Below are 21194 nucleotides of genomic sequence, written 5' to 3' on the forward strand. Positions count from 1 at the left end.
GATATCCTCGCCCATCACGAAGACGCGCGAGTCGCGCTCCATTTCCTGGCCGATGGCTTCGGCGATGGCCTGCGCCATGGTGAGCGTGCGCGCGCCCTGGGGCGCGCCTTGTGCGGTTTGCATGCTGGTCTCCTGTTTATGCTGGTGCGAGGTCTTGCTGGACGAAGACGTGTTGCAGCGCTTCCGCGGGCGCGGGGTAGGGGCTGCTGCGGCCAAATTCGTAAGCGGCCTCGATGCGGGCCGAGATGGTCTGGCGCAAGGCGGCTTCGGCGGCGTCGTCGAGCAGGCCGCCGGCGCGCAGCGTGGCGCCCAGGGCGTGGATCGGATCGGCGCTGCGCAGGGTCTTGGCTTCGTCGCGCGGGCGGTAGGTTTCCGGGTCGCCCTGGAAGTGGCCGAGATAGCGGTCGGTCTTGACTTCGATCAGCGTGGGGCCTTCGCCGCGCCGCGCCCGTGCCACGGCCTCGCCGGCGGCGCGGTACACCGCGACAGCGTCGTTGTGATCCACCAGCACGCCCGGCATGCCGTAGCCGGCGGCGCGCACKTCATTGGAAGGCACCGAGGTGGAGGCGGACTTCTCCACCGAGATGCCGTACTTGTTGTCCTCGCAGACGAACACCACCGGCAACTTCCACAGTGCCGCCAGGTTGAGCGATTCATGGAACGAGCCCTGGTTGGCTGCGCCTTCGCCGAAGAAGGACACGGCCACCCAGTCCTTGCCCAGCTTGCGCGCCGCCAATGCGGCGCCGCAGGCCTGCGGCGAACTCGCGCCGACGATGCCGCTGCAGGAGAACTTGGTTTCGGCATGGAACAGGTGCATGTGGCCGCCCTTGCCGCGCCCGAGCCCGGTGGCCTTGCCGAACATCTCGGCGGTCATGGCATCGAGCGGCACGCCCTTGGCGATGGCGAAGTGGTGCGAGCGGTGCGCGCCGACCACGGTATCCTCCGGCCGCAAGTGCGCGCATACGCCCACTGCCACCGGCTCCTGCCCGGCCGCGAGATGCATCTCGCCCGGCACCGGGCCGGCGCCGATGTCGAAGGCCAGGCCTTTCTGGATCTTCGGCGGCAGCTTGCCTTCGAGGTAGACCTTGGCCATGGTCTCTTCGTATTGCCGGATCTCGATCATCTTCTCGTACATCCACAGAAGATGGCTTGGGGTGGGTTCCATTCGGGGTCTCCTCTTGCTTTCGTTTCAGCGGCCGGCTGCGGTGCCGGACCAGCCTGAATTGCAAGAGTGGTGCCAGCGCGCGCGGGAAGCCCCGCGCCTGGCCCCGGGGTTTCCCGCCAGGCCTTGCCGGAGGCCGCATACGCGTGAGGAGGGCCGGCCTGGCGCCGGGCCCGCAACAGGCAGTTGTCGCGCCTGGCGGCGAGACAGATGTCGCATCGGGCGGGACATCTGTCGCCGTCGCAGGCGCCTCTTCCGCAAGGCAAGGCACGGCGCGCGGGGAGCCGGGGCACCGGCCAAGCCTTGCGGAAGGGATATCAGCCGTTCTTCCTCGAAAGACCGTAGAACTCGAAATAGACGGCGTAGATCAGCATGACGTAGTTGAGCAGGTCGACCCAGGTAAGCGGATCGCCGCCAAAGCCGGGGACGATCTCCGCTTCATGCAGCACGGCGCCGGCAAACCATCGCGTATAGACAAAAAAGGAGATCAGTCCAAGACCCCAGCACGATGCAGCGCGTATGGCCCGGTTCGTGCCTGCGCCGAACCGTGTCGGCCAGTTGCCGGCAACGTTGGCCCAGAAGATCAGCCAGAAGGCAATCCATACGCCTAGCTGCGCAGGCCAGCTTGGAAGCATCGCGCCGATTTTTTCAACGGCGCCGGGAGGAATGAGGACCCATCTGAGCAACGCCAGATGCACGGCATAGAGCGCAGTGCCCAGCAGGAAGTTGCCGGCCAGCGCGGCGAGCGCCATGTGGCTTTTCCGGGCCAGCCTGTTCCACGGCCAGTTGTCGAAGATCAGGAATGTCGTCAGCCACGCCACGATGACGGAATAGAACCAGCCGATCGCCACCGGCAACGGCAGCAGGATCGCATGCGGCGCGGTGGCGGCCGATACGCTGGGATAGATCAGCAGGAAATAGCCCAGGCCCGTGAGGCAACAGCCGGCGGCGATTTGAGCAAGGCCGCTAGCCGCGGGGCTCAGGCCGCTGTCGGACCATGGCCATCCGGCCATGCCCGTCGCCAGTATGCCGAAGCCGTAGAAGCCGATCAGCACGATCAGGCCGGCCGCGCCGTAGCCGGCGCCGTTGATGGCGCTGAATGCCGGATCCAGTGCGCCGTAGCCATGGACCAGCGCGGCGGGCACGGCGAAGGAGAGCGCCAGCGTCACGGCCGTGGCGGCGCAGCCGCGCACGGGCTGCTTCAGCGCCGAGAATCCGGCCATGCCGAAGTTGAAGCCGATGAAGACCAGCACCAGGATGCCCCAGAAGAGGTACATGCCAAATGGCTGGGGGGCGTATTTCCAGACGGCCCGGGCGGGGTCGGCGAACAGGCGCCATACGCCAAGGCTGATGCCGTGCACGATCAGGAAGACGGCCACGGAGAATGCCAATGGCCGCAGCGCGAATCCGGCAGGCGCGAGCGCTGGTGTGTCTTGAGCTTCGATATTGGGGCTGAGGGGTTCCATGACCGGCATGTCCAGTACGATGAAAGCCCGGCACGCGAGGCGCGCGCTGGCCGCTGCGCGACGCTGCATCGCGCGAGGCCCGCATGCCGGTGGGATGGGAGGGTGGCCGCGTTGGTCAACGCGGCGCGTTGGAATGAGCGGCCGTCAAGCCGTCAAGCTGTCCAGCGGTCAGGCCGCCAGGCTGGCAACTGGCTGGACGATGATCTTGACGTTGCCATCCTTGTTGTTGACGAGTTCCTCGAAGCCCTGCGACACAATGTCGGCGAGGGAGATCCGCCCGGTGATGAGCGGCTGCACGTCGATGCGGCCATCGGCGATAAAGCGGATCACGTCGGCGAATTCGCCGTTATAGGCGAGCGATCCGATGATTTCCTTCTCCGTCGATACGATCTCGAAGAAATTGAAYGCGCTGGGCTCCTCGAAGATGCCCACCATCACGCATTTCCCGGCCTTGCGGATCACGTCGATGGCAAGCTTCGTCGTGGCCTTGTTGCCGATGCACTCGAAGGACACGTCCGCGCCATAGCCGCCGGTCAATGCCTTGACCTCCGCGATCGCGTCGCATTCCTTGGGATCGATGACGACGTTGGCGCCAACCTCCAACGCCTTCTTCTTGCGCGCCGACGACATTTCGAGCGCGATAATGCGGCCYGCGCCGGCCGCCTTCGCACACATGATCGTGCACAGGCCGATGGTGCCGGCGCCGACCACCACAACCGTCTGGCCGACGATGTTGCCGGCTTTCTTCACGGCATGTAGCCCTACCGCCAACGGTTCGATCAGCGCCCCCGCCTCCGTGGGGAAGTTCTCCGGCAGCTTGTAGAGCAGCTCCGCCGGCACGTTGACGTATTCCGCGAATGCGCCGTTGTTCATCAGGCCGGTGAACGCGAGACTCTCGCAGATGTTGTACAGGCCATGGGTGCAGTAATAGCATTTTCCGCAATGCTGGCAGGCGTCCGCGGTGACACGCTCGCCGACCTTGAAGCCGGTCACGCCTGCGCCCAGTTCCGCGATCTCGCCGCTGAACTCGTGGCCGAGAATGCATTGCCCCTTCAGCCCGGTGAGCGGGTGCGGATGGTCGACCGGGATAAAGACCGGGCCCGCGACATATTCATGCAAGTCCGATCCGCAGATGCCGCACCAATGCACACGGATCTTTACCCATCCTTCGGCGGGCTTTTCGGGGACGCGTACCTCCTCGACGCGGACATCGTGGCGACCCCGCCATACGGCGGCCTTCATGCTGGGCTGATGCACCGAACCTTCGTTGCTCACGGTAGTGTCTCCATCGTAGTTGTGGGGGATCGACGAAGGGCCATGCGGGTGCCGCGGATGAATGCATGGCGTGGCCTTCGTGCAGGAGGGAAATCGCATGAACCGTGCCAGAGCGGACGGCGGACGAGGGCGGATGGCGAAGGTGCTGTGTGCGCTGCGGCGCAGCGTGGGGGGAGGGCTCAGGCGCAGGCAGGGTGAAGCGTGGGCCGCGCGGGCTTATTGCTGCGATACAGCACGACGCCGGCGACGGCCCGGCAAGCTACGGCGTGGCCCGCGTGAGACGGCCTGACTCGATCCGGTGAGACAACGTGCCTCAGTCCGCCTCGTCCGCCTGAGACATGGACAAGGGCGGCGATTCCGGCAAGGATGCCGAACCCGGGTAGACAATGTTGTATCTGGCCATCTTGCGGTAGATGGTTGCGCGGCTCATGCCCAGTGCCTTGGCGGTTTCCTTGATGCGCCAGTGGTGGCAGGCGAGCATCTGCGCGATGCGCGCCCGTTCGAGAAGCTCGCTCGGGCGCAGGCCGGCGCTGTCGAATGCCTGCGCGGCAACTGACGGGCTCGCGGGCACCGGCGCCGCTGGCGCGGCATCGGCCGGGCAGCGCAGATAGTCGGGAAGATCTTCGGCAACAATGACGCCCCGGGCCGCGGCCAGCGCGCATGCGTACCGCAACGCCATGCGCAGCTGCCGTACGTTGCCGGGCCAGCGATAGCGGCGGATGCACGCCATTGCCCCGTCGGACAGCGCGGACCGGGTGCCGTGCGCCTGCGCTTCATCCGCCAGGAAGAAGTCGACGAGCTCGCCAAGGTCGCTGCGATCGCGCAGGGGAGGCAGCCGGAACACGGCGCCGGTCAGGCGATAGTAGAGGTCTTCCCGGAAGGTGCCTTCGGAGACCATGCGCGCAAGGTCCCTGTGGGTCGCGCAGATGAGGTTGATGTCGACCCGCACCGACTGCTCGGAGCCCAGCGGTGCCAGCTCGTTCTCAGCCAGCACGCGCAGCAGCCTGGTCTGCAGCGGCAAGGCCATGTCGCCGATCTCGTCCAGGAACAAGGTGCCTCCGTGCGCCTGGAGTATCTTTCCCTTGAGACCCTTGCGCTTCGCGCCGGTGAATGCGCCTTCCGCGTAGCCGAATAGCTCGCTTTCGATCAGCGTCTCCGGGATCGATGCGCAGTTTACGGCGACAAACGGCTGCGGCGCACGCAGTGAACCGCGATGCACGGCGAGTGCGAATGCCTCCTTGCCCGTCCCGTCTCGCCCTGCAGCAGCACGGGAATACGCCGGTCGATGATCTGGAGCGCGCGGGCCAGATGCGACGAAACCTGCGGGTCGCCGGTGACCAGGCGATCACTGGCGATGGCAGGGGCCGCGGGCTCGGCGCGGCCGGTGGCCGGGTGTCCCGGCGACAGCGATATCGTGCGCAAGGCCTGGCGCGGGGGGCGCAGTCTCGCGAAAAAGCGGTCCCCGCCACGGGTCAGGCGCAACGGGAACATCTCCAGGCCGCTGTTCAGGTCGATGACCTGTCCGGCATTCAGATCGAACAGATGCTGGACGTTCGCCGGGATCGCGGTGTATAGCGTGCTCAGCATGCTTTTTGCCTGCCGGTTCATCGATGCGATGTTCCCGGCATCGTCGAACGCAATCAGCAGTTCAGGGTGCAGGCTCAGGTAGTCCTGGCTGCGGTGCAGGTACAGGGTCCACAGGTGGCCGGTATCGTGCAGCAGGTAGGCGTTCTCGATCATCTCCGCCGCCTGGCACACCCAGGCGTAGATCAGTTCCTGCGAGTCCCGGTTTTCACTGTTTCGCACGGCCGATACGTCCAGCACGCCGGTGAGTTCGCCGGCTGGCGAGATGATGGGCGCGGCGGTACAGGTCAGGCAGGTGAACGCTGCCCTGAAGTGATCCTCGGTGTGGACGGTGATGGGTTCCTTGTCGGCCAGCACGCAGGCAACCCCGCTGGTTMCCTCGGCGTCCTCCGTGAAATAGCGGCCGTGATACAGGCCGTGCTGCCGGTATTCCTTGCGGCGGTCTTCCTGCCCACGAAAATCGATCAGGGCGCCGCCGGCATCGGCCACCAGCACGCAATAGCCCGCCTTGCCGACGACGCCGTGCAAGCGTTCCACAACCGGGCTCGAGAAGCGCAGCAGGGCCTCGGCGCGATTGCGCCTGTCTTTCAGTTCCGTCGCACTGATGACGCGCGGACCGGACGTATTTCCCGGATCCAGCTGAAAGGTATTGAGCGAGCGGGTCCACGAGCGAAACAGGCGCGCTTGCGCCGCAGCTTCATGGAATGCAGCATTGTCGACCACGGATGAAACGCGTCGCGCGTGTTGCAGTGCATATGATTGCGTCATGCCAGCGTTCTCAACATGCGTAACTCCGATTGCAGGGTGCGTCAGCGTTCGATGGGTCGACACGGCCGCGTTGCATGCCACTATCACGCGGCATTGGTCTGCGTGCCGCGTCTTTTTAGCACATCCCGAACCAGCGCTCACATTGCAGTGCAGCACGGGAACCGCACCGGACGCGCTTCGTACCTTACGCAAGGCGGGACCCGAGTCTCTTCCAGCGCCTTCCTTGGGGCCGACGAATCCGGCAGCCAGACCCTGGGCGCGCGTTACGCCTTACAGGGCAATGTCGTCGTTGCCGTCTCGCCGGCCCCGATGCCGCCGTGGTCCCGCGACCATCGGGCCGGGTCGGCCAGAAAACGCTGCAGCTCGTCAATGCCGCGGCTGTCCACGTTGCCGCTGTCACGCGCGGCCTGCAGAACGTCCTGCCAGTTCGCGAGGGAATGGATCTTGGCCTGCCAGGGGGCGAGGATGCGCTCGGTGAGGAACGTGCCGTAGTCGAACACCACGAAGATGTCCGTCACCACGGCGCCGGCGGCGGCCAGCGCCTCGCAGAAGATCCGCTTGGAACGCGCGGCGGCCATCATGTCGTCCACCAGCAGCACGCGGTCGCCAGCGTTGACGGCCCCCTCGATCTGCGCGGCGGGCCCCAGCCCCTTGGCTTCCTTGCGCACATAGTGCAGCGGGAGCGCCAGCGCATCGGCCATCCAGGCGCCAAACGCGATGYCGCTCGATTCGGCGCCGACCACGGCATCGATGCCGCCGATGCGGTTGCGTTCCCGCAGCAGCGTCAAGCCGCGCTGGATCAGGGCCTTGCGCAGCAGCGGAAACGAGATCAGCCGGCGGCAGTCGATATAGACCGGGCTGGCCCAGCCGGAGGGCAGCCGGAACGGCTCGTCCGTGCGGAATTTCACGCAGCCGGCATCCAGCAGGGCCTGGCCTACCGGCAATGACGGGTCGGGTTGAGGGCGTGGTTGAGACATACGGGGCTCCAGTGCTCCAGTGTTTCAGTGCTTCAGTGCTTCAGTGTTTGTGCTCGGCCGCGGCTCAGAGGCTCGCGATGGTGTCGTCCAGCACCTGCACGCCAAGCAGGAAATCATCGATGTCCATGGCCTCGTCGGGGTTGTGCGAGCCGTGCTCGTTGCGCACGAAGAGCATGCCGGTGGGGATGCCGGCGTTGGCAAACAGCGATGCATCGTGCCCGGCGCCGCTCGGCACCGGCTCAACCGGGAGGTTACGTTGCCGGCATGCTTGCGCAAGCAGCTCGGAGACCCTGCCGTCCATGGTGGCCGGGGCCGATTCGATGCGGCGGTCGAACTCGAACCGCACGCCGCGGTCGCGCGAGATCGCCTTGCATTCCGTGCGCAGCAGTTGATAGAAGCCTTCCAGCGTTTCCACGCTCTTGCTGCGCGCCTCGAAGCTGAAGTTCACCATGCCGGGGATGCGGGAGATCGAATGCGCCTCCGGGCTGGTGCTGACCACGCCGGTGGTGACGACCAGGTCGATGCCGCGCTCCAGCAGCACGCGCCAGTGCTCGTCCAGCCGCGTGATCAGGTCGGCCACGGCAAACATGGCGTCCTTGCGCAGCCACCGTGGCACCGCGCCGGAGTGGCCGGCCTCGCCGATGCACTGGATCCGGTTGTGCCGCACATTGCCGCGGATGCCGGGCACCACCGCCACCGGCAAGCCGCGCGCGACCATCACGGGGCCTTGCTCGATATGCAGCTCGAGGTAGGCATGGACCTTGGCTTTGTCGAACAGCGGCGCCTGCGCGCGGATCGCCTCGACATCGGCGCCGGCGGCTGCCATGCAGGCCGCCAGCGACTCGCCGGAATGCCGGTGCGCCAGCGCCAGGTCGTCGGCGCTGAGCTTGCCCAGCAGCGCGCCAGAACCCATGTACGCCTTGCCGAACCAGGCACTTTCCTCGCCCCGGAAGCCCACCACCTGGAGCGGCACGCGCGAGTGCCGGCCGGTATGCTTTTGCCGGAGCTGGCAGAGCAGGCCGGCGACGATCCCCGCCAGCCCGTCGAAGTTGCCGCCTTGCGGGACGGAGTCCAGGTGGGAGCCGACCCACGTAGCTGGCGCGCCCGCGTCGGCTTGCGGCAGGCGGAAGACGAGATTGGCGGCGCGGTCGGCCTGCGCTTGCAGGCCGTGGCGCAGCGCGAAGTCCCGCAGGTAGGTGGCCGCCGCGGTCTCGCCCGCGCCGTAGCTGTCGCGGGTCACGCCAACGCCATCGGACGACAGTTCGCGTATGTCCTTGAAGAGCTGTTCGGCGACCGGCTTGAGTTCCAGAATTTCCATGACACTTTTGTTGATCGTTGCAGTGACGCGCCAGCGGCATGCGCCGGCGCGCGCGGCTTTATGCCGGTGGCGCTCAGCCGGATTGCTGCGCGAAGCGTAGCCAGCGGTCGCTTAAGTGCCGGTCGAGCCGGACCTGGCCCACCAGGTCGCGCAGCGCTTCGGTGCCGGCTTCCTGGCAATAGTCCTGCAGCCCGTCGATGATCTTTTGCATGATGCCGGGGTCCCGGAAGGACGCCGTGCCGACCTGGACGGCGGCGGCGCCGGCGAGCATGAACTCGACGCAATCCTCGGCGCTCTGGATGCCGCCACAGCCGATGATGGGGATGCGCACGGCGCGATAGCACTGGTGCACCATCCGCAGGGCAATCGGCTTGATGGCCGGGCCGGACAGTCCGCCCATGACGTTGCCCAGCTTAGGCTTGCGGGTACGCACGTCGATGGCCATGCCCAGCACCGTGTTGCCCATGACGATGGCGTTGGCGCCGGCGTCTTCCGCCGCGCGGGCCACGGCCGCGATGTGGCTGGCGTTTGGCGTGAGCTTGACCCAGACGGGGTGGCGCGTGCGCTGGCGGATGGCGCAGACCKCCTTGTAGGTAGTCTCGGGCAGCATGGCAAAGGCCATGCCGTCGGCTTCCAGGTTGGGGCACGAGATATTGGCCTCGATGGCGGCAACCTCGGGCAAGGACATCTGTTCGCACGCCAGGGCGAACGCCTCCGCGGTATCGGCGGAGATCGACACCACCACTGGCGTGTCGTAACGCGTGTAAGGCGGCAGCACGCATTCGCGGTAATAGTCGAGCCCCTTGCTCGGGATGCCGATGGCGTTCAGCATGCCGCCATAGGCCTCGGCTACCCGTGGCGTGGGGTTGCCGGCCCGGGACGTGGGGGAGACGCTTTTGATCACCAGGGCGCCAAGCTGGTTGAGGTCCAGCGCTTCGCGGTACTCGATGGCAAAGCAGCCGGAGGCGGGCATGACCGGGTTGCGCAGCGTCAAGTCGCCAACCCGAACGGTGAGATCAGCCAAACTCCACCTCCCCAACCACTTCATGAATGGAAAACACCGGGCCTTCCCGGCAGACCCGCAGGAATTGCTTGTCGCCATCGCAATCGAACAGCCGCACGCAAGACAGGCACACGCCCATGCCACAGGCCATGCGCTGCTCCATGGCGACTTCGCCCACCACCTCGGGATGGTCGGCCAGCACGCGCTGCAGCAGCATCAGCAAGCGGTGCGAGCCGCAGGTGTAGACCGCATCCGGCCGCTGCTGCCCGATCAGGCCGCGCATGCGTACTTCCATGGCCTGCACCGACGAGGAGCCATCGGCATCGAACACGCTATGCACTTGGGCGTTGGCCCCGCGCAGGAACTCGTGCTCCATCAGGTCGGCGCGGGTGCGGGCCGACATGACCGCGGTAATGGCGACGCCGGCTTCGGCCGCCTGCTGGATCAGCGGCGCCATGGTGGCCAGGCCCACGCCGCGCGCCACCACCAGGATCCGCCTGAAATCCGGCCTGAAGGTGAAGGTGTTGCCGAGCGGGCCGACGATCTCCATGTGGCCATCCACCGGCAGGCTGGCCATGGCGCGCGTGCCCACGCCGGTCACGTTGTAGAGGAACTCGATGCGGCCATCCTCCGGCCCCGCGCCATAGACGCTCATGGGGCGCAGCAGGAACGGCTGTTCCGTGTCGGTGGTGGGGCAGCGGAGCTGGTAGAACTGCCCGGGCTTCGTGATCCTGGCAATGGGCGCGTCCGCTTCGAGGCGGATGTGCTTGTAGCGCTGGTTGACCCACGAATGTTCGACCACGCGGCAGCGATAGGAAGCTACCGTGGCGGCGCTGTCCGGGTGGCACAAGGTTGCAGGCATGATGACTCCTGAGTCCTGGCTAATGACTAATGCAATGCGGTATGGGGCGATGCAGTGCGAGCCGCTTATTCCAGCTCGACACCCTTGAGCTCRGGGATAAGGAAGATCGTGGCGATCATGTCCAGCACGTAGATGCTGGCCAAGAGGGCAATGGCCACCTGGAAGGAATAGGTTGCGGCAAGGGCCCCGACCACGATAGGCCCGAAGCCGCCCACGCCACGCCCGATGTTGAACAGGACGTTTTGCGCGGTGGCGCGCGCCGCGGTGGGATAGGCTTCCGAGATCAGCGCGCCGTAGCCGCCGATCATGCCGTTGACGAACAGGCCCATGAGCGCGCCGGCCCAGAGCATGGTGACCGGGTCGGACATCTGCGCATACGCGATCACCATCGCCACCGCGCCCGCCTGGAAGATCAGGAAGCTGGGCTTGCGCCCGATGCGGTCGGCCAGCTGGCCAAACGCGTAGACGCCGACCATCATCCCCACGATGGTGACCGAGGTCCACATGGCGGACTTGGTCAGCGAGAAGCCCAGGGCTTTGGACAAATAGGTCGGCAGCCAGATCATGATGCCGTAGTAGCCAAAGTTCTGGACCGAGCACAGGATCACGATGCCAAGGCTGGTCCGCGTGGTGCGGCCATCGGCCACCAGCAGCTTGAACGCGCTCGGCTTGTTCTTGTGCTGGGTCTTGTCCTGGGCCTCGGCATGGCGCACGAACACTTCCGGCTCATGCAGCCGGTTGCGCACGAACCAGGCCACCAGCGCCGGCACCACGCCCAGCAGGAACATGCCGCGCCAGCCGATATGCGGCAGCAGCAGCGGCGTCAGCAAGGACGCCAGCAGCACGCCGCTCTGCCAGCCTAGCGCCACGTACGACGACACCCGCGCGCGCTTGCTGGCGGGCCAGGCTTCCGCAGCCAGCGCCATGCCGATGCCGAACTCGCCGCCCAGGCCGATGCCGGCGATGGTGCGGTAGGCCAGCAAATCCCAGAACCCCTGCGCGAACGCGCACAGGCCGGTGAAGACCGCAAACAGCACGATGGTCCAGGTGAGCACGCGCACCCGCCCGTAACGGTCGCTCAGCGCGCCGAAGAGGATGCCGCCGGCAACCGCGCCGATCAGCGTCCACGTCACCAGGGCACCGGACTGGCCGGTGCTCAGGCTCAACGCCACGCTGATCGCGGGCAGCATGAAACCGAGGATGAGCAGGTCGAACCCATCCATCGCGTAGCCGATGGCCGAGCCGGCCAGCGCCTTCCAGGCGTAGGGCGAGGCCCGGTCGGGTTGTAGGGGCGGGGCGTCGGACGTGGGGACCGATGCGCGAGCGTTGGCTTCCATGGGGCGTTCCTCTGTGCCTTTGTTGAGCATGTGCGCCGGCCGGCGGGCTGAGCCGTCGACGGGTAGCGCCTTTGGGTTCACTTGTTGCGCGGGTTACCGGTGCTGCCGGCTGGCCCGGGTTACGGGACACCACTGGTAATCCGAAATCTGTCTCGATTTATAGACTGCATGGAGAAAAAAATAACCGGATGGATCGGGCTGCAGGTACTACGCTGCAGATAGCCTTTGCCACTCGGCATATGTCTTTTTTTTTAGATTACGCGTGAGAAATCGCGTTTGCAAGGGATTTCTAGGTGCCTGGTGGCATCCCGGGCGCCGCCAGAGGGCACCTCACGCTGGTCCGTAGCAGCCGTGACGGCACAATTGTCTAATTATTGAGAAAACCGTGGGCATTCATGCCGCGGCGCGGGCATTTGATAAACTCCGCTTCCATGAAAAAACCAGCAACAGCACGCGGCGACACCCCGGTAAAGCAGGGCCAGTCCCAAGGTGGAACCACCAAGCCGGAAGGGCAATGGCACCATGGCGACCTGCGCGCTTCGCTGATAGCGTGGGGCACCCATCTGCTCGATACCGAGGGGATCGCGGGCATGAGCATGCGCACGGCAGCCAAGCTGGCTGGCGTCTCGCCGGGCGCGCCGGCCTATCACTTCAAGGACAGGAACGGGCTGCTGGCCGCCATTGCGGCGCAGGCGTTTCGCGACCTGGTGGCGTATCGCCGCCAGAGCGTGGAGAACATCGACCCTGCCGATGCGCAGGGCCGGCTGCGGGCGATCATGCTCGCCTACGTGGAGTTCGCCCAGGCGCACCCCGCGCGGTTTCACCTGATGTTCGGGCCGGAGATCGCGGACCGGGAGCAGTATCCGGATCTGGAGGAGGCGGGCGCTGCCTCGTTCCAGGTGCTGCGCAGCGCCATCGGGCCAGTACTGCAAGCGCCAGGCGTCGGCGAACTCAGCGAAGAACAACTGGCGTTCTCCGTGTGGGCCGCCACCCACGGCCTGGCCACGCTGACCATCGACCGCCGCCGCCTGCCAGTCGCCTCCACGCACAGGCCCACGGCCGAGCAGATGGCCGATGTTGTCGTGCAGTTCTGCCTGGCGGCGTTGCGGGGATCGGCAACGCCGCGCCAGGCCGGGGGGGCTGGCCCGGTCAGCCCACCAGCACCTTGAGCTGCGTGCATGGCGGCATGCATCCGCCTCAGTCGGCGGGACGCCAGTTGCCATGGAAGCCGGCGGGCACGCGATGCGACAGGTGCACCAGCGCCACCGGGCCCTGCGCCAGCGCCTGCGCGTTGAAGATGGCCATATCGCTGCGGTTCTCCGCGGCGCGCCAGATCACGGACAGCAGCCAGCCKTCGCCCTCGTCGGCATCGGCATGGCGCGGGACAAATACAGGTTCGCCGCATTTGTCGCCGGCCGGCGGCTGGTACTGCGTGACCTGCCCGGTGGCCAGGTCGATATGCGCCAGGCCGCTGCGCAGGCTGTCGCCCTTGGTGGAGGCGGAGATATCGCCGCTGCAGTAGTAGCCGTGCCGGTAGGGCAGCATGGCAAAGCGCTCGTCCAGGCGCGGAAACTCGCCCGGCGTATCGCATAGCGGCTGCTCGCGGTACGAGCCGGATTTCCCCGCCAGGTCGAACGTCCAGCGCACCAGGCTGGCCACGGGGGCGCCGTTGGAGAGCGGGCGTCCGTCCGGCCCGGGGAACAGCGGCGGCACGTCGTACTTCATCATGTCGCAGACGATGCCGCCGTGCGGCGCGTCGAAGGCGTTCATCGGATGGAAGACGTAGCACGGATCGCCGGTAAACCAGCGCACGTCCGCCGCGGTGCCGTCGCGCGGCAGGATGCCGATGTGCGTGCCTTTGTCCGGTTCCCACGCATAGGCCGGCTGGCCGTTGGTGGCGCGCTCCATCGATCCCGTCAGCGGGAAGATGGGAAACAGGATGTGGGTGCGTGTCACCACGAAGTCATGGACCATGCTCGGGAACGGCGCGACGATATGCACGGAGCGCAGCAGCTTGCCCTGGCTATCTGCCACATGCAGCATCAGGTCCGGCGTGAACGGGCCGCGGGCCCCATAGCCGAAGAAGACCATTTCGCCGTTGACCGGGTCGATCTTGGGGTGCGCGGTCATGGGCCCGGAGAGTTTTTCATCGAAGGTCTGGTAGCCGCGTGGCGCCAGCGATACCGGGTCGACTTCAAACGGCGCGTGCGCTTCTTCCAGCGCCAGCAGGCGCCCGCCATGCCAGACCACGTTGGTATTGGCCACGGTGGAGTTCAGCTCAAGCAGCCTGGGGTCCGTCAGGTGCCGGCTTGCCAGCGAGCCCGACAAGCCTTCGCCGTTCTCGCTTTCCATGACCCATTTCGGCGTGCGGATCCAGCGGTTGCGGTAGGACACGCGGCCCTTCTCGAAATGAAACGCGTGCAGCATGCCATCGCCCGAGAACCAATGATATTTGCCGCGCGGCGCGAACTGCGGATTCGGCCCGTTGCGGTAATAGGTGCCGCGCAGCCCGGCGGGCACTTCGCCCGTGACCGGCAGGTTGGGCGCGTCGCACTCGGCGTGCAGCGGCGCGAAGTAGCCGGACAAATAGGGCTCGTTGGTGGGGAAGGCGATGGCCATGGTTGCTGTCTCCGATCGGTTGGTTTTTCTTGCGGTTTTTACTTGCTTGTTATCGTCACGATGCTGGTGGGAACGGATTAAGTCAGGCGTCAGGGATCAGGTGGCCTATGTCAGATGGCGCGCGCCTGGTCCTGCCAGTGCGGCTCGCGCAGCTTGCGCTTGAAGATCTTGCCGGTGTCTTCTCGTGGCAGAGTCGCGTGGATCTCGACAATGCGCGGCACCTTGTAGTTGGCAATACGCTCGCGCAAGAACGCTTGCACCTGCACGCCTTCCAGGCTGTGCCCCGGGCTTGGCTGGACCGCGGCGGCCAGGCCTTCGCCGAACTCCGCATCGGGAATGCCGAAGACCGCGCAGTCCGCAACGCCCGGCATGGTCTGCAGCACCGACTCGATCTCCGCCGGATAGATGTTCACGCCGCCCGAGATGACCATGTCGGCCTTGCGGTCGCAGATGTGCAGGAACCCGTCCTCATCCAGGTAGCCCATGTCGCCCAGCGTGATCAGCCCGTCGCGCTCCACGGCCGCGCGGGCTTCGGGCCGGTTGATGTAGGTGAAGTCGGGCAGGGCGCGCTGGCGCACATAAATCAGGCCGATTTCCCGCGCCGGCAACGCGTTACCGTCCTCGTCCAGGATGCGGATTTCGGCATCGGGAAGCGGGCTGCCCGCCGAGCCAGGATGGCGCAGCCAGTTCGCCGAGTCGGCGAACGTGGTGTAGCCCGCCTCGCTCGATCCGTAGGCCTCCGTGATGATAGGCCCGAACCACGCGATCATGGCTTGCTTGATGGGAACGGGGCAGGGCGAGCCGGTCGACGCCACCTGGCGCAGCGCGGACAGGTCATGCCCCGTGCGCGCTTCAGGCGGCAAGGCCAGCAGGCGCTGGTACATGGTCGGCACCAGGTAGGCATGCGTGACCTTGTGGCGCGCGAGCAGCGCAAGCGTGCGCTGCGCATCGAAGCGCGGCTCCAGCACCAGCGTGGCGCCCAGGTTGCAGAAGTGCGAGAGGTAGGCCATGGCCGCGCTGTGGTAGATCGGCGCGGACAGGTAGGCGGTCACGTCCGCACCGGTGCCGTAGACGATGTCGGTGACCCGCTGCAGCCGCTGCTCCATGGCAGCGCGGGCTTCGGGCGCGCCGGGAATGCGGCGCACGCCTTTGGGCTTGCCGGTGGTGCCGGAGGTATAGGCGATGGCCCCGTGCGAGGTGCCGGTGCGCGGCGGCATGGCCGGCAGGCCCGCCCCGAAATCAGCCCAGTGATGCGCCCGCGGGCTGGACGGCGGCGCCGCGTCGCGCGAGACCAGGATGACGCCCACGTCCGTGGGGATGCCTTCGCGCACCTGGTCGAGCAGGTCCGCATCGGCAACCAGCACGCGGGCGCCGCTGTCGGTCAGGATATGGTTGGCTTCGAGCGCCTTGAAGTGCCAGTTGATCGATGCCAGGTAYAGCCCCGCCTGGCGGCAGGCCAGCACAAGCGCCACGTACTCCGGGCTGTTGCGCAGCATGGCGGCGATGGTGTCGCCCTCCTTGCATTGCAGATCGTGCAGGCCAGCGAGAATGCGCTGGATCTCCCCCTTCATCCAGTCGGCCGAGTACGCTCGCCCGTCAAACCATAGTGCCGGAACCATCGTGTCTCCTGTCGTTGGTCGTTGCGCCTGCCAGGCGGCACGATCGATTCTTCTTTAACTATGCAGTGATCAGTTGTGGACTCTAGCAGGCGAATCATGACGTTGCAAGGAGGTTTTACGCGAGTGGCGGGAGACGGCAGATGGCGGCACGCGGGGGGCCGCGGGGCTGGGAACCAGGGGGGCGAGACGGCCATCGCGACCCCGACGTTTTCCAACGTCCTGTGTTTTGCAGTCTATTGCCCAAACGAGGCTTTCGGCGAGGCATACGCAAGGTACAACGCTCTATACGCCCCAACGAGGTCATCGAGGCTGAACGAGCGGTTCAATCCGCTCGGATTCGGAAGGATCCACGCTGTCGACCCGCCGAACATAGCGTTCTGGCGTCCCCATAACACGTGCCGCTGACCTGAAATGGCCGCGTATGCGGTCTTCCCCAGGAAGGCGATATAGGTGGGGCGATGAAGTTCGATTTTCTTCAGTAACGCCGAAGTCGATGCGTGGAATTCATGCGGTGAAAGCTGATCGGCCCGTACGGTAGGCCGGCCAACGGCTGTAGTCAAACCGCACCGATGGGTGAGCAGGTCCCGGTCGTTTTCGGGGCGCATCGGCGCTGGCGTGAAACCGGCCAGATGTAGGACTCGCCAGAAGCGGTTGCCATTGCCTTCGAAGTGGTGGCCGGTTGCCGCCGCTCTCATGCCGGGGTTGATTCCACAAAAAACGACTGCCAAACCTTCCGATAGCACGTCCGGTAGTGGTGGCGATGGTGCGCCGCCTGTCGGGTCGGAGAATATGCGCAGCTTCTGAACTTCGGTCATTTCGTTCGCCGTTTCAACCGCCGAGCAGCTTACCGTTAAGGAGAATGTGCAGCGTTTTGACAAAGAGCACCGCAATCGCGATGGTCAGCATGGCGAGCAGGATGATGGCAATCGCCTTCACGGGCCAGGCCTGGATGAACGTCGCGTATTTCAGCGAGGCAATCGCCAGCGCTGCCATCGGAAAGCTGATCGCCCACCAACCGGAAGCGAACGGAATTCCCCTGCGAAACACCTTGGGTGCCAGTGTGAGGAATACGAAAAGACCGAAGTAGAACAGCAACCCGGAGAAAGTGTCGACCTGCTGCGTAAAGTTGGTGTAGGCAAGAAAGCCCACTTCGAACGGCGCCATCAGGATCAGCAGCGAAGGGACCATGCCGGCGGGCAGCGGCTCGTGGTGAATCATTCGCGACATGATCATCGTAAAGAACAAGAGGGCAATCATCGTTCCCACGGCCAGCGCGAACAGGTTGACTTCATGCGCCCACGGCATTGGCATGGTTCCGCCGGCAACGGCGATATCCAACGTGGCCACACCCGGGATAAACCAGGCGGGAACAGCGTGCGCAGCATCAATCTTTCCACGCAGCAGCCGGCCCGCAATCGCGAAACAGAGCGCAAGCGTGAAAATGGTACCCACCGTCCACATGACTTCGGCAAGCGTCTGGCTCCGTTGCGCAACGACCGAGGAAAGCAGCAGGATGGCGATCGTGATCGTGCCGAAGAAATTGCCGGCGACGGGATGTTGGTACTCGGCGACGACCGCCTCAGGATGTTTGACTGCCTTGACGAGATAGCCCGCGCCCAGCACGACGAATACCACCAGGGCAAGGATACCGGCGGCTTCGGAGATCAGCGGACTTACCCCAAATTCGTGGCTGGCCTGGCGCCACGCGATGGACAGTCCGGCAAGGCCCATTACCGACGCAAACAGGTTGACGGGCAGATTTCTGATGGAAGCGGTTGTTCGCAAGGACTGCGGATGGGGGCTCGAAAGCGTTGACACAGCACATTCTCCAGATTTTTGGGGACCTGAGACGTGGCGGCCCAGAGCAGCCAATCGAGAAGCCTCAAATCGCTCGCCGCCTCGTTTGTCGGGGAGGTGCAGGCGATACTATTCTCTTCCACGCATAAAGATAATCTGCCATTATTGGAAATCATCCTCCCAAAAACCGAGAACATGGCTGATCGCTTCGAATCCATGTCGATCCTGGTGGCTGTGGTCGAAGCAGGCAGTTTTTCTGCTGCGGCGCGCCAGCTCAAGATTCCGCTCGCAACGGTGAGCCGCAAGGTCGCAGACCTGGAGTCGCACCTGAAAACCCGACTCCTGCACCGCTCCACCCGACAGCTTTCCCTCACCGAAGCCGGGCAAGCGTACGTCGCCGCATGCCGGCGCATTCTCGAGGAAGTGGGGGAAGCGGAGCGCGCGGCGTCGGGGGAATATGCGGCGCCCAAAGGCGAGATCGTCATCACCGCACCCCTCGTCTTCGGGCGCCTGCACGTTTTGCCCGTGGTCGCGGATTTCCTCAAGACTTATCCGGACATCGATGTACGGATGGTGCTGACCKACCGCGTGGTGCCACTTCTTGAAGAGCACGTCGATGTCGCATTGCGGGTTGCCGAACTGCCCGACAGCAGTTTCGTCGCGGCGCGGATCGGCACAGTGCGCCGGGTGGTGTGCGCAAGCCCAGCCTACTTCGCTGAACACGGCGTGCCGACGAGCCCGCTCGAACTCACCGCGCATGCATGCATTACGTTCGAACGCATGACATCCAGGCAGGTTTGGACCTTCATGTCGGGCAAATCGGAGATCGCGGTGCCCGTCCGTTCGCGGCTTGCCGTCAGCACGGCCGAAGCCGCGGTCGATGCGGCGGTGGCCGGCGTCGGGATCACGCGCGTGGTGTCCTATCAGATGGCGAGCGCGTTGCGCGCCGGCGCGCTCAAGATCGTGCTAGCACCGTTCGAGCCGGCACCGTGGCCAATCAGCCTTGTCCACACCGGACAGGGCATCCTGCCGCTGAAGTTGCGCGCTTTTCTTGATTTCGCCGCGCCGCGCCTGAAGGCTCGGGTGGTGGAGGTGGAAGTCTGACGTTTACATGTGGAGGGTGCGAACGTCGCAGAAATCCGCGACAATCAGCCGAGATTCGAATAGAGGGAGCGTCGAAAATGTTGATTGCCTTCGGAGGACTACCGGGCACCGGAAAAACAACGGTAGCGCAAGCACTTGCGCGCAAGCTCGCCGCGGTATATCTGCGTATTGATACGTTGGAATGGGCATTTATTGCGGGCGGGAGCGACGGGGCCGATATCGGACCTGCCGGCTATCTGGCCGGATATGCCGTTGCAAAAGATAATTTACGCCTTGGAATGACCGTCGTCGCGGACTCGGTCAATTCGTTGCATGTGACGCGTAGCTCCTGGAGAAACGTGGCGCTCGAAGCAGGGGTGCGCCTCTTCGAGGTTGAGCTGATTTGTTCTGATACAACGGCGCACCGTCTGAGGGTCGAGKGGCGACATGCAGATATCCCAGGCCACAAGCTGCCGACATGGCAGAGCGTGCTCGAACGTCAATATGACGCATGGGAATCAGACCATCTGGTAGTCGACACAGCTAACGTTTCAGTTGAACAGGCCGTTGAAACTATCACTCATCGTCTTTCGATGTCACTTCCAAAGCGTCGATTGGCCGGTTGAATCCGCAGCTACTTTCGGTCATTCGACATCACTAGCCGAATCGACGACAATTCCAATTGGTACCATATGCGAACCATATGGTACCAAGGCGGCCCGCCGGTAGATTGCCATCTCGCTCTGGCTAACATGACTACGCTCCCGAAACATGAACCTCGCAACGTTACGAGTTGAAGGCGACGACGAAACACTGGCTCTTTTGTGCGACGCGCTTGGGCGCAACTTTGACAACACATGGAAGAAAGGTGAACCGAAGCGCCGTGGTGGAACACATACGCTGTCGGGTTTTGGTTTAACTCTCGCCGACTCTGATAACCCCGGTGAGATGGTTGCCTCTATCAGGCAATTCTTGGCTGAGTGCAAGGTCCTCGGACTCGCATTCTCGGGAACCAACTTGTCCTCTGAATTGGCAATCGGTGTGACCGTTGGCGATTCAGTGCAATTTGTCGCTTTCGTTGACCTTACGGTCGCAGACCTGTCATTGCTATGCTCTCTGGGGATCAATCTGAGTGTTGCTGCTTATCCAACATCCGACGAGGCGAATGCCACCGGCGACAAAAAATAACTCCGCCCTGAATGACTGGTTTCGGAAAACGGCTACTTCCGCTTCGGGTCGACTACGGAATTTTGGAGCTGAGTCGGGGCGATCAAGCGTTGGCCGGCGATGAACTTCCGGGTTCGGCTGCGGATTCGACCGGTTGATGCAACAGCTTGATGGAATCGGTCACCCCTAGAATCGACGGTATGTGTTTGCAAAAAATTCGTTTGAAAAATGGAGGATACGGATGGCTAGTTTTCTGAAGAAGCTGTTTGGCGGTGGTGATAAAGGCCCTGGGAGGGACAGTGACGGTGACCACGGCGACGCAGCGACTCTTCCCGAACCAGACCTCACCATTGCGCGCGCGAATAACGAAATGCGGATGCGCACGCAAGCCGCGATCGGCATGTGGGGCCTCGACACCGCCTCGTGGAATGCCGATCTCGACGCTGGGACGATCATCTTCACCAATGCCGAAAAAGGGCTGGTGGTGACCTCGCCGGTGCAGGTGGTTGGCACCTACGATACCGAAGACGGCACCTGGCTATGGGGCTGGGATCACCCTTCGGTACCTGAGGCGCTTGGCGAGCACGCCCGACGCGTGCGAGACTTTGGTCAGCAATATGGGCTGGAGAGGCTAACCACCCGCAAGATCGCCGCGTCGATAGACGATGCCTGGGAATTCACCGCGCTCGCCTGCCACCTCGGCGGTGGGCAGGGCGGCTATAGCGGCCCGTCTGGCTCGGCGCGGGTGTTCATGACTTATGGCACCGTGACGATCCCGCTTCCGAAGGCGACTACACACGTCGCCTAGTGTATTGGGCCAGCGCGGCATGCTACGGGCCGCAACCGTCGACCGATTTCCTGTGTTCTCCAACGCACGTACAAGCCGGCGAGCTCCTGGTAGCGTGTCGGGGAAAGTGCAAAGCGACATCAGGCCTCAGGAGATCGAGCGATGACTGAACGAGAAACCCTCCTCCAAAAGCTTGATGTGGGCGATATCTTTCATGCCGAAAGCCCGAATGGAGCCAGMTTAATTTGCTTCGCCACTCGGATTGACGAAGCCATCATCTACGCCCGGACAGTAACAACTCAATATCGCTTTCAGTTTGATCGGCGGACAGGGGGCGCTGTGTGCGGTGATGGCTCGGTATGCTTCATAG

At 64.5% G+C, this 21194-nt stretch carries 20 protein-coding genes; 6 read left to right on the forward strand and 14 right to left on the reverse strand.

Going from position 1 to position 21194, the window contains the following annotated elements; translation table 11 throughout:
* Nucleotides 1–136: 136 nt before the first annotated feature.
* The 10 genes from AC1DS3_RS18010 to AC1DS3_RS18055 form a co-directional block, all read right to left on the reverse strand.
* Entirely contained in the window at nucleotides 137–1165 is a 1029-nt protein-coding gene (locus AC1DS3_RS18010) for a thiamine pyrophosphate-dependent dehydrogenase E1 component subunit alpha (RefSeq protein ID WP_477127640.1), read from the reverse strand.
* Between the two features lie 314 nt (nucleotides 1166–1479).
* Nucleotides 1480–2628, reverse strand: a complete 1149-nt coding sequence (locus AC1DS3_RS18015; protein WP_441631915.1) for a hypothetical protein — start codon at nucleotides 2626–2628, stop codon at nucleotides 1480–1482.
* A 168-nt stretch (nucleotides 2629–2796) separates the two neighbouring features.
* Nucleotides 2797–3870 (reverse strand): 2,3-butanediol dehydrogenase, encoded by a 1074-nt coding sequence (locus tag AC1DS3_RS18020; RefSeq protein WP_477109362.1) that lies wholly within the window; start codon nucleotides 3868–3870, stop codon nucleotides 2797–2799.
* Between the two features lie 346 nt (nucleotides 3871–4216).
* Nucleotides 4217–5122, reverse strand: coding sequence for a sigma-54-dependent Fis family transcriptional regulator (locus AC1DS3_RS18025; protein ID WP_441631916.1), 906 nt, complete (start codon nucleotides 5120–5122; stop codon nucleotides 4217–4219).
* The gene (locus AC1DS3_RS18030) at nucleotides 5077–6255 is read right to left on the reverse strand and encodes a sigma-54-dependent Fis family transcriptional regulator (protein ID WP_477127641.1); all 1179 of its coding nucleotides are present in this window, start codon (nucleotides 6253–6255) and stop codon (nucleotides 5077–5079) included. The genes AC1DS3_RS18025 and AC1DS3_RS18030 overlap by 46 nt, the downstream gene beginning before the upstream one ends.
* Nucleotides 6256–6518: 263 nt before the next feature.
* Nucleotides 6519–7232, reverse strand: a complete 714-nt coding sequence (locus AC1DS3_RS18035; protein WP_477127642.1) for an orotate phosphoribosyltransferase — start codon at nucleotides 7230–7232, stop codon at nucleotides 6519–6521.
* A gap of 64 nt (nucleotides 7233–7296) precedes the next feature.
* Nucleotides 7297–8550: a hydantoinase/carbamoylase family amidase gene (locus AC1DS3_RS18040; protein WP_441631922.1), complete on the reverse strand. Its 1254-nt coding sequence runs from the start codon at nucleotides 8548–8550 to the stop codon at nucleotides 7297–7299.
* Nucleotides 8551–8623: 73 nt separating this feature from the next.
* Entirely contained in the window at nucleotides 8624–9574 is a 951-nt protein-coding gene (locus AC1DS3_RS18045) for a dihydroorotate dehydrogenase (protein ID WP_477127643.1), read from the reverse strand.
* On the reverse strand, nucleotides 9567–10415 hold the full coding sequence (locus AC1DS3_RS18050) for a dihydroorotate dehydrogenase electron transfer subunit (RefSeq protein ID WP_441631926.1): 849 nt from the start codon (nucleotides 10413–10415) through the stop codon (nucleotides 9567–9569). Before AC1DS3_RS18050 ends, AC1DS3_RS18045 begins: the two co-directional genes overlap by 8 nt.
* Before the next feature lie 65 nt (nucleotides 10416–10480).
* On the reverse strand, nucleotides 10481–11752 hold the full coding sequence (locus tag AC1DS3_RS18055; RefSeq protein ID WP_441631928.1) for an MFS transporter: 1272 nt from the start codon (nucleotides 11750–11752) through the stop codon (nucleotides 10481–10483).
* A 431-nt stretch (nucleotides 11753–12183) separates the two neighbouring features.
* Between AC1DS3_RS18055 and AC1DS3_RS18060 the strand changes: the two genes are divergently transcribed.
* Nucleotides 12184–12921, forward strand: coding sequence for a TetR/AcrR family transcriptional regulator (locus AC1DS3_RS18060; protein ID WP_441631930.1), 738 nt, complete (start codon nucleotides 12184–12186; stop codon nucleotides 12919–12921).
* Nucleotides 12922–12949: 28 nt separating this feature from the next.
* Here the strand turns inward: AC1DS3_RS18060 and AC1DS3_RS18065 are convergent, their stop codons facing one another.
* The 4 genes from AC1DS3_RS18065 to AC1DS3_RS18080 form a co-directional block, all read right to left on the reverse strand.
* A complete protein-coding gene (locus AC1DS3_RS18065) occupies nucleotides 12950–14371 on the reverse strand; it encodes a carotenoid oxygenase family protein (protein ID WP_477127644.1) in 1422 nt (473 codons plus the stop codon).
* A gap of 110 nt (nucleotides 14372–14481) precedes the next feature.
* Complete coding sequence (locus AC1DS3_RS18070; protein WP_441631934.1) at nucleotides 14482–15990, reverse strand: AMP-binding protein; 1509 nt, start codon at nucleotides 15988–15990, stop codon at nucleotides 14482–14484.
* 233 nt (nucleotides 15991–16223) lie between these two features.
* A complete protein-coding gene (mug, locus tag AC1DS3_RS18075) occupies nucleotides 16224–16805 on the reverse strand; it encodes a G/U mismatch-specific DNA glycosylase (RefSeq protein ID WP_441631936.1) in 582 nt (193 codons plus the stop codon).
* 13 nt (nucleotides 16806–16818) lie between these two features.
* Nucleotides 16819–17808: an SLAC1 anion channel family protein gene (locus tag AC1DS3_RS18080; protein ID WP_477109355.1), complete on the reverse strand. Its 990-nt coding sequence runs from the start codon at nucleotides 17806–17808 to the stop codon at nucleotides 16819–16821.
* A gap of 174 nt (nucleotides 17809–17982) precedes the next feature.
* Between AC1DS3_RS18080 and AC1DS3_RS18085 the strand changes: the two genes are divergently transcribed.
* From AC1DS3_RS18085 to AC1DS3_RS18105, 5 genes are all read left to right on the forward strand, one after another.
* Nucleotides 17983–18891 (forward strand): LysR substrate-binding domain-containing protein, encoded by a 909-nt coding sequence (locus AC1DS3_RS18085; protein WP_477127647.1) that lies wholly within the window; start codon nucleotides 17983–17985, stop codon nucleotides 18889–18891.
* A gap of 77 nt (nucleotides 18892–18968) precedes the next feature.
* Nucleotides 18969–19496, forward strand: a complete 528-nt coding sequence (locus AC1DS3_RS18090) for a P-loop nucleotide/nucleoside kinase family protein (protein ID WP_477127645.1) — start codon at nucleotides 18969–18971, stop codon at nucleotides 19494–19496.
* Between the two features lie 145 nt (nucleotides 19497–19641).
* On the forward strand, nucleotides 19642–20058 hold the full coding sequence (locus AC1DS3_RS18095; protein WP_441631942.1) for a hypothetical protein: 417 nt from the start codon (nucleotides 19642–19644) through the stop codon (nucleotides 20056–20058).
* 220 nt (nucleotides 20059–20278) lie between these two features.
* The gene (locus AC1DS3_RS18100; protein ID WP_441631944.1) at nucleotides 20279–20845 is read left to right on the forward strand and encodes a DUF6882 domain-containing protein; all 567 of its coding nucleotides are present in this window, start codon (nucleotides 20279–20281) and stop codon (nucleotides 20843–20845) included.
* Nucleotides 20846–20986: 141 nt separating this feature from the next.
* Nucleotides 20987–21194, forward strand: a 208-nt coding sequence (locus tag AC1DS3_RS18105) for a hypothetical protein (protein ID WP_477127646.1), incomplete at its 3' end; no start/stop codon positions are given.

The sequence above is a fragment of the Cupriavidus sp. 01L46 genome (assembly GCF_056399905.1).

Coding starts and splice junctions, on each gene's coding strand:
- AC1DS3_RS18050 (WP_441631926.1), bottom strand. CDS start 10,415: ATGCCTGCAACCTTGTGCCACCCGGACAGCGCCGCCACGGTAGCTTCC.
- AC1DS3_RS18040 (WP_441631922.1), bottom strand. CDS start 8,550: ATGGAAATTCTGGAACTCAAGCCGGTCGCCGAACAGCTCTTCAAGGAC.
- AC1DS3_RS18060 (WP_441631930.1), top strand. CDS start 12,184: ATGAAAAAACCAGCAACAGCACGCGGCGACACCCCGGTAAAGCAGGGC.
- AC1DS3_RS18015 (WP_441631915.1), bottom strand. CDS start 2,628: ATGGAACCCCTCAGCCCCAATATCGAAGCTCAAGACACACCAGCGCTC.
- AC1DS3_RS18095 (WP_441631942.1), top strand. CDS start 19,642: ATGAACCTCGCAACGTTACGAGTTGAAGGCGACGACGAAACACTGGCT.
- mug (WP_441631936.1), bottom strand. CDS start 16,805: ATGACCGAAGTTCAGAAGCTGCGCATATTCTCCGACCCGACAGGCGGC.
- AC1DS3_RS18100 (WP_441631944.1), top strand. CDS start 20,279: ATGGCTAGTTTTCTGAAGAAGCTGTTTGGCGGTGGTGATAAAGGCCCT.